This window comes from Actinophytocola sp. (assembly GCF_045807065.1).
GTDB lineage: Bacteria > Actinomycetota > Actinomycetes > Mycobacteriales > Pseudonocardiaceae > Actinophytocola.
In genome coordinates, this window is the sequence record NZ_JBJMIE010000797.1 from 1 (window position 1) to 8,131 (window position 8,131).

Consider the following 8,131-nt stretch of genomic DNA (forward strand, 5'->3'; position numbering starts at 1 on the left):
AGATCCCCACCCGGCTCCCCGGGCCGATCCCCTGGCCGCGCAACGCCTCGGCCACACCGGCCGCCCGCTCGGCCAGCTGCCGGTAGGTCAGCCGGGCATCCCACTGCCGCACCGCCACCGCGTCAGGTGTGCGGTGTGCCTGGGCGAGCACCAGGTCGGGGATGGTCATGTTCGGTCTCCGTCCACGATGTGCAGGCGCAGCTCGCTGACGTACCGGCGCCCCGCCGCGTCGGGCACCCACGCCTGGTCGGCTCCTGGCAGCAGTTCGGTCAGCACCACGGGCACGTCCGGGCCGCCCTCGACGACGGCCGTCCGCAGCGCGACGCACAGCAGGGTCGCGTACGCCGGGCTGGTCAGGTCCGCGTAGAACGGCTTGGTCTCGGTGCCGAGCTTGACGAACACCGCGTCCGGCAGGCCGAGTGCGAGCCGCAGGCGGCGCACCGCGAGGTAGCGGTCGCGTTCCCCGGTCACCCGCGTGAGGCCCGTCGCGTCCGCCGTCGTCCGCCACGTCTCGCGGCCGACCACCAGCCGGTCCACGGTGATCCTCGGCGTGTGGGAGGCGGGCGAGGTCAGCTTGAACGCGTCCACCGCGTGGACCGCGATCAGCTGGGAGAACACCTCCACCAGCGGCCAGCGCCGGCCGGCCGGGTCCACCGCGGCCAGCTCACCGTCCACGTCGGACACCACCAGCGCGGTCGTGGCGAGGGTGCGGTCCAGCCCGGCGCCGGGCGCGTCGGCGAACGCGAGCCGCACGTCCGTCGGGCCGGTGAGGCTCTCCGCGACCCGGCTCGTGCGGCGCGGCCAGTCAAGGGGGAACAGCGGGCGGACCCGGCCGGTGCCGAGGTCCTCGGCGAGCGCGGCGCGCAGCCGTTCCGGATCGGGGTGCGCCGGGGTGAACACGTCGCAGTCGAACGACGCCCACGCGGTGTGCAGCTCGCCGAGCACGACCTGGAAGTCCCCGCGTGCCAACGCGTCCGGGCCCGCCGCGCAGATCTGGAGGTCCGGGCTGTGCAGCCGGGCGGCCGACCAGGCCGGCACGCGGTCGGGGAACGCGGCGGCCACGCGGGCGGCGAGCGCGGCGGCGGTCGTCTCGACCGGGCCGGTCGCGTCCGCGAGGTCGAACACCTGCGCCCAGCGGCGCGCGAACTCCCCGGCCACGACGTCCACCGGCCGGTCGCCCTCGGCGCCCCAGAACAGGCCCTGGGCGAGGTACCACAGCTCCGACAACCGGACGGGGCCGTCACCGGTGTCCGCACGCAGTTCTTCGTGGAGCTCGCGGAGCGCGGCGGTGTAGGCGGTGGCCAGCTCGTCGGACAGCCAGCGGGCGGCCCGCAGTAGCAGGTCCAGCGGTGCCGCCACGGCGTCGAGCAGCGAGCGGCCGAACGTCACGTCCAGGTCCCGCGCGGTGTCCTCGTAGCACAACGTGCGGCCGGCGTACGCCTGACCGGCCTTGCGGCGCGGGACCGCGCCGGTGAGCGCGGTGAACACCGCGTCCAGCTCGGCGAGCGCGGTGCGCAGGCCGTCCGGGTCGCCCGCCCGGTCGGCCACCGCGTCGCGGGCGGCGCACAGCCGGTCGAGCCCGTCGGTGGCGCGCGCACGTGCCACGTCGTCGCCGATCGCCGCGATACGTTGGCGCAGCACGGCTTCCGCGGCCGAGGTGTTCGGCAGCCCCGCGTCCCACGTGACCAGACCGCGGTCCGCGAGGTGGGCGAGCATCGTGTAGCCGTCGTCCTCACGCCGCAGGCCGGCGGCCGGGTCGGCGACGACCGCCGTGGCCGGCTGCTTGCCGTCACACACCGACAGGAGCGCGGCCTCGGCCGCGGACAGCGTGACCGGGGGCCGGCCGGGACGGCGCACCTCGCGCCCCTCGCGGGTGAGGTGCGCCGCGAGCGCGGGCGGCCACCAGCGGCGCACGGCGGGGTCGGCGCTGATCGCATCGGCGTAGGCGTGCAGCGCCCACGCCTCGAACACCACCCAGCGGCGGCGGGTCAGGCCGGGGCCGGGGGTGATCCGCGCAGTCGCGGTCTGCTCGTCGTCGATCCGCACCCAGCAGCTCGGGCCGAAGAACCCGATGGTCTCGTTCTTGCCGCTGTAGCGCTGCCAGTACTTGACGACACCCCGCTCGCGGTCCCGGCGGCGGACGTTGCGCGGCGCGTCGGGACCGGCGGCGGCGAGGTTGTCGAACGCGTGCAGCGCGGTGGTGTTCTGCCACGTGACCGCCTCGCGCATGAGCGGGTCGCCGGCCGCCGCTGCGATCCGCGCCGCGTTGGCCAGGAGCGCGGCGGCGAAGTCCGCGTCGAACGTGTTGTCCTGTCCCCGCAGCAGGGCGTCCGCGCTGGCGGCGGCCGCCGGGGCGGACAGCGCGGTCAGGCCGTCCGCGGGGAACCCCGCCGTGCGCAGCAACGCGTCCCGCCACACCGACCAGCCCGTGTGACCGAGCGGCACCCGGTGCGCGGCCGACCGGGTGCCCGGCAGGGCAGCGCGCAGGTCGGCGTCGAGCCGCTCGGTGACGCCGCTTTCGGGGTCGGTCAGGAAGAAGTGGCCGCCGTCGACCTCGACGACGGTGAGCCCGGCGCCGGCGTGCCGGTCCCAGGCACGCACGTCGGCGACCGGCACCGCCTCGTCCCGGCGCCCGGCGAACGCGACGACCGGCACCGGCAGCGGGTCGCCCGCGACGAACTCGTACTCGTCGAGTGCCCGGAAGTCGGCGCGCAGCACGGGAAGCAGCAGCTCGACCAGCTCCGGCTCCGCGAGGATCTCCTCGGCGAGACCGCCGCCCCGCGCCACCCGCGCCAGCAGCTCCTCGTCGTCCACTCGGGACAGTCCGTCGAACGGGCCGGACGCGCGGATGTGCGGCGCGCGGCAGCCGCCGACGTAGAGCCGCAGCGGGAGCGGGCGTCCGGTGCGGTGGAGGTGCCGCACGACCTCGAAGGCGTAACGGCCACCGAGTGAGTGGCCGTACAGGGCGTAGGGCCGGTCGGCCTCCGCCGCGATCGCCTCGGCCAGGTCGGTGACATCGAGCCGGGGATCCTCACCCCTGCGGTTCTCGCGGCCGGGCGGCTGCACGGCGAGCAGCTCGACGTCCGCCCCGAACGCGTCCGGCCAGCCGCGGTACACGCTCGCCCCGCCGCCCGCGTAGGGCAGGCAGAACAGGCGGACCGCCGCTCGGGGCCGCGGCCGGGACACCACGAACCAGTTCACCGCTCACCTCCTCGCGTCCTGGGCTCGATCCAGAACCTGCCGCGCTGGAACGGGTACGTGGGCAGCGGCACCCGTCGCCCGCCGGTCTCGGGCAGCGCCCCGCCGCGCGCCACCCACGCCCGCGCCGCCGGCCGGAGCGGTCCGTCGCCGCGCACGGCCCCGGCGACGAGGGTGTCCAGGGCGGCCACGGCCTCCTCGACCGTCGCCGCCACCACCGCCGCGCGGCGGGCGAACACCCGCCGCCCCGTGGCGAGCGTGTGCGCCACGTCGGCGAGGGCGGGGCGCCGGGTCACCAGGTGGTCCCGCAACCGCACGGCCGCCGCCCGCAGCGCGGCGTCGTCGCGCGCGGACACGGGCAGCACGACCTCATCCGCGGTCGCTCCCGGCGGCGGCCCGTCCGTTCCCGGCGCCTGCGCCACGAGCACGTGCACGTTGGTGCCGCCCATGCCGAACGAGCTGACCCCGGCGACCCTGCGACGGGTGCCCGGCCAGTCGTGCGCCTTGGTCGGCACGTACAGCGGACCCGCCGCCAGGTCCACCTCCGGATGCGGCCGGTTGAAGTGCAGGTTCGGGGGGATCACGCCAGTGCGCACCGCCAGCACCGCCTTGATCAGCCCCGCGACCCCCGCGGCGGCGTCGAGGTGTCCGATGTTGGTCTTCACCGAGCCGAGCGCCACCGACTCCGGTGCGCCGCCGAGCACCTCGTTGAGCGCGGCCACCTCGATCGCGTCGCCGAGCGGGGTGCCGCTGCCGTGTGCCTCGACGAACCGGACGTCCTCCGGGCCGAGCGACGCCGCGGCCAGCGCGTCGGCGATCGCGGCGGCCTGCCCCGCCGGGCTGGGCACCGCGAACCCCGCCCGGTCGGCGCCGTCGTTGGTCATGCCCCAGCCGGCCAGGACCGCGTGGACGTGGTCGCCGTCGGCGAGCGCGTCGGCGAGCCTGCGCAGCACCACGACGCCCGCGCCGGAACCGAACCCGCAGCCCGCGGCGGTCTCGTCGAAGGCGCGGCAGCGCCCGTCCGGCGAGGCCATCCCGTCCGGGGTGTGCCGGTGCCGGGGCCAGGTCACGCTGACCCCGCCCGCGAGCGCGACGTCGCAGCGGTAGTCGGCGAGGCTCTGGGCGGCGAGGCACATCGCGGCGAGCGAGCTGGAGCAGGCGCTCTGCACGGCGAGCGCCGGACCGGTCAACCCGAGCCGGTAGGCGACCTGGCCGGGCAGGTGGTCGGTGAACTGCCGGCCGAGCAGCAACGCCTCCCAGTCATCCGGGTCGGCCCCGGTCACCTCGGGGTTACCCAACAGGTGGAACAGGAAGTACCGGTTGACCGAGGCCGACGCGAACACGCCGACCGACACCTCCGGGTCCGCCCCCGGCACGTGGCCGGCGTTCTCCATGGCCTCCCAGGCGGTCTCGAGGAACAGGCGGTGCTGCGGGTCCGTGCGTGCCGCCTCGGCCGCGCCGAAACCGAAGAAGTCCGCGTCGAAGTCACCGATCCCGTCGAGCCTGCCGTCCGCGCGGACGTGCCGGGGGTCCTCGCGCAGACCAGGCCCGACGCCCAGGGCCGCCAGTTCCTCGTCGGTGTAGTCGTGGATGGAGTCCACCCCGGCGCACAGGTTCCACCAGAACGTCTCGGCGTCGGCGGCGCCGGGCAGGCGGGCCGCCATGCCGACGACCGCGATCTCGTCGCCGGTGTACTCGCCGCGCTCACGCGGCGCCGTGACCGCGGGGCGCCGTGCCTGCGTGCCGTCGCCGGTGCCATCGCCATCGCCGTTGCCGTCGCGGTTGGCGTCGCGGTTGCCGTCGAGCAGGCGGGCCTGCGCGGAGATCGTCGGGTGCTCGAACAGCCTGGGCAGCGGCACGGTGACGCCGAACTCGGCCGCGATGTGCTGCTGCACCTGGCCGAGCAGCAGCGAGTGGCCGCCGGCGTCGAAGAAGTTGGCGGCCGGCGGCACGCGGTCCGCCCGCAGTGCCGCGCACCAGATGTCGTGCACCCGGCGCTCGGTCGGGGTCAGGTCGTGCGCACCGGCCTCGGCTCGCGGCGGGTCCGGGAGGGCGCGTTCGTCGAGCTTGCCGGTCACGGTGAGCGGGAAGTCGTCCAGCACCACGACCGCGTGGGGCACCGCGTAACCCGGCAGGAGCCCGGCCAGCGCCGCACGCAGCTCGGCGGCGTCCACACCGGTCCCCTGGACGTAGCCGAGCAGCTCACCGCCACGCGCGATCACCCGCGCGGCGGTGACACCGGGCCGGCCGAGCAGCGCGGCCTCCACCTCGGCGGGCTCGACGCGGAAGCCACGCACCTTGACCTGGCGGTCGAGCCTGCCCAGGCACAGATGCGTCCCGTCCGGCAGCCGCTCGCCGAGGTCGCCGGTCCGGTAGTGGCGTACGCCGGCACCGTCCACACCGAAGGCAGGACTGTCCACATTGGCGTAACCGTCGGTCAGGAACTCGCCGCGCACCACGAGCTCCCCGCCGTCGAGGACCAGCTCGTAGCCGGGCAACGCCGTCCCGATCGGCAGCGGACCCGTCGCCGAGGTCACTGCCGCCGAGTTCACTTCGGACAGCCGGATCCGGTGGTGCGCGGCGAACGTGACCTCGGTGGCCCCGTAGCCGTTCACGAACACGGTGTCCGGCGCGAAGACCTCCCGTCCCAGCCGCACGTCCGCGTAGGTGGCCTGCTCCCCGCCCAGCAACACCGTGCGCACGCGGTGAACCTTGCGCCCGTCCAGCGCGTGCAGGAGGTAGCGGTAGACCGTCGGTGTCGAGTGGAGGATGGTGACGCCGTGCCTGACCAACGCGTCCGCCACGTGCGCGAGGCCGTGCGTGCGGACGTCCACGGGCACGACCGCCGCGCCGGTGAGCAGCGCCGGGTAGAGGTCCGGGATGGCGGCGTCGAAGCTGAAGGACGCGAGCAGGCTCAGCCGGTCGTCCTCGGTGACACCGAGGCTCGCGATCTGGTTCTCCACGGCGTGCAGCAGGTTGCGGTGCGTCTGCGCGACCGCCTTGGGCCGCCCGGTCGATCCGGAGGTGAACAACACGTACGCGGTGTCGTCGGGCGCGAGGTCGACCGGCGCCAGCGGTGCGCCGCGCTCGTCCGCGACCACGACGCGACGCGCGCCGAGGCCGCGCGCGAGATCGGCGTGCGCCGGATCCGCCAGGATCGCGGACACCCCGGCCTCGGCGACCATCCGGGCCAGCCGGGCGGGCGGGAAACTCGGGTCCAACGGCACGTAGGCGCAGCCGGCGGCGAGCGTGCCGAGGATCCCCGCGACGGCGGACGCGCCATGCGCGGCGACCAGGCCGACCCGGTCACCCGGACGCACTCCCGCGGCGCCGAGCGCGCGTGCTCGGCCGCCGGCGCGTTCGGCCAGCTCCAGGTAGGTCAGGTTCTCGCCGTCCGCGGCCAGGGCGGTCCGCCGAGGACAGCGTTCGACGATCTCGGTGAAGCGGTGGATGGTGGACACGGACGTCAACGCACCCTGGGTACAGGGTTGGAACTGCGGGGCAACGTGCTCCTCGGACTGTCTCCTCGTGGGGATACGACAGGCTAAAGCCGAGAACGCGACCGCGAGACGCGGAAACTCCTAGTTACCCCGAATGATCCTTCCGTCTCTTCTGTTCGGCGCAAACATGTCGACCGAACAGCTCTGGCAGCGCATGCGCAGCACTCACAGTGGAGAGTGGACCTGGCACCGTCTGTCATTGTCTTACACAGAACGACAGATCGACCACACCGCGTGACACCGTCGACGGGCCACTGTGGACTCGTGGTCGACCGGAAAAAGAAATTGCGCGTACAACGACAATTTTCGCGACAAAACAATGACGAGCCGCAGGCCGGCCATCTTGAGGGCGTCGTTCCGACTGATGCGCACCGTGATTATCCGTCTCCTCCCCTGCGCTTTTTGGGATGCGAGGAATTACCGACCCCACCTCTCAAAATAATCGGACATCAATATATTAGATATCAGTTGAGAGAAGGAGATTGCATCGCACGGTTGGCGCCCTGTGACGGTTCCCGAGGTGGCTTCGAGGGTTACGCGACTGCGGCCAGGGACTGCGTCCCGCGATACCGGACAACAGGTTTCCGGATGGAGCGGTTGACGGTGAGAGGTTCACGCGCTTAGCTGCGGTGTGCGCTTCTCACGCTTCGTCTCGGTCCTGTCGCTCTTCGCGATCGCCGTCGCGGCACCGACGCCCGAAGTGGCGGCGAGCCCGGGAGGTTCCGGGCTGGACCTCGACGGGGCGTCCATACCCGAGCTGCAGAAGGCGATGGACCACGGCCGGCTGTCGTCGGTCCGGTTGACCAGGGCCTACCTGGACCGGATCCACGTGGTGGACGGGAAGATCCACGCGGTGCTGGTCGTGGACCCGACCGCGTTGGCGCAGGCGGCGGCCAGTGACCGCCGCCGCGACAGCGGTCACCGCCGCGGTCCGCTGGACGGGATCCCGGTGCTGCTCAAGGACAACATCGACACCCGAGGGGTCGACACCACGGCCGGGTCGCGTGCCCTGGCCGGTGAGCCCCCGCACGCGGACGCCACCGTGGTGCGCAGGCTGCGCACGGCGGGCGCGATCATCCTCGGCAAGACCAACCTGTCCGAGTGGGCGAACTTCCGATCCACCAACGCCACGTCCGGCTGGTCGGGCGTGGGCCTGCAGACGAACAACCCCTACGTGCTCGACCGGAACCCGTGCGGTTCGTCCTCGGGTTCCGGCGCCGGCGTGGCCGCGTCGCTGGCCCAGGTCGCCATCGGCACGGAGACGGACGGCTCGATCGTGTGCCCGGCCGGCAACAACGGCGTGGTGGGGCACAAGCCGTCGCTCGGCCTGGTGAGCCGGACGGGCATCGCCCCCATCTCGGCGGAGCAGGACACGGCGGGACCGATGGCCAGGAACGTCGTCGACACGGCGATCACGCTGTCGGTCCTGCAGG

Annotated in this window: 4 protein-coding genes; 1 reads left to right on the forward strand and 3 read right to left on the reverse strand. The window is 73.9% G+C overall.

Going from position 1 to position 8,131, the window contains the following annotated elements; translation table 11 throughout:
• The 3 genes from ACJ73U_RS46145 to ACJ73U_RS46155 form a co-directional block, all read right to left on the reverse strand.
• Positions 1 to 169: AMP-binding protein (locus ACJ73U_RS46145; RefSeq protein ID WP_407784151.1), on the reverse strand; the 169-nt coding region annotated here is incomplete at its 3' end.
• A complete protein-coding gene (locus ACJ73U_RS46150; RefSeq protein ID WP_407784148.1) occupies positions 166 to 3,201 on the reverse strand; it encodes a thioesterase domain-containing protein in 3,036 nt (1,011 codons plus the stop codon). The genes ACJ73U_RS46145 and ACJ73U_RS46150, both read right to left, overlap by 4 nt.
• On the reverse strand, positions 3,198 to 6,659 hold the full coding sequence (locus ACJ73U_RS46155) for an AMP-binding protein (RefSeq protein WP_407784149.1): 3,462 nt from the start codon (positions 6,657 to 6,659) through the stop codon (positions 3,198 to 3,200). Before ACJ73U_RS46155 ends, ACJ73U_RS46150 begins: the two co-directional genes overlap by 4 nt.
• A gap of 670 nt (positions 6,660 to 7,329) precedes the next feature.
• Here ACJ73U_RS46155 and ACJ73U_RS46160 point away from each other — a divergent pair.
• The coding region (locus tag ACJ73U_RS46160; protein WP_407784150.1) for an amidase family protein at positions 7,330 to 8,131 on the forward strand (802 nt) is incomplete at its 3' end.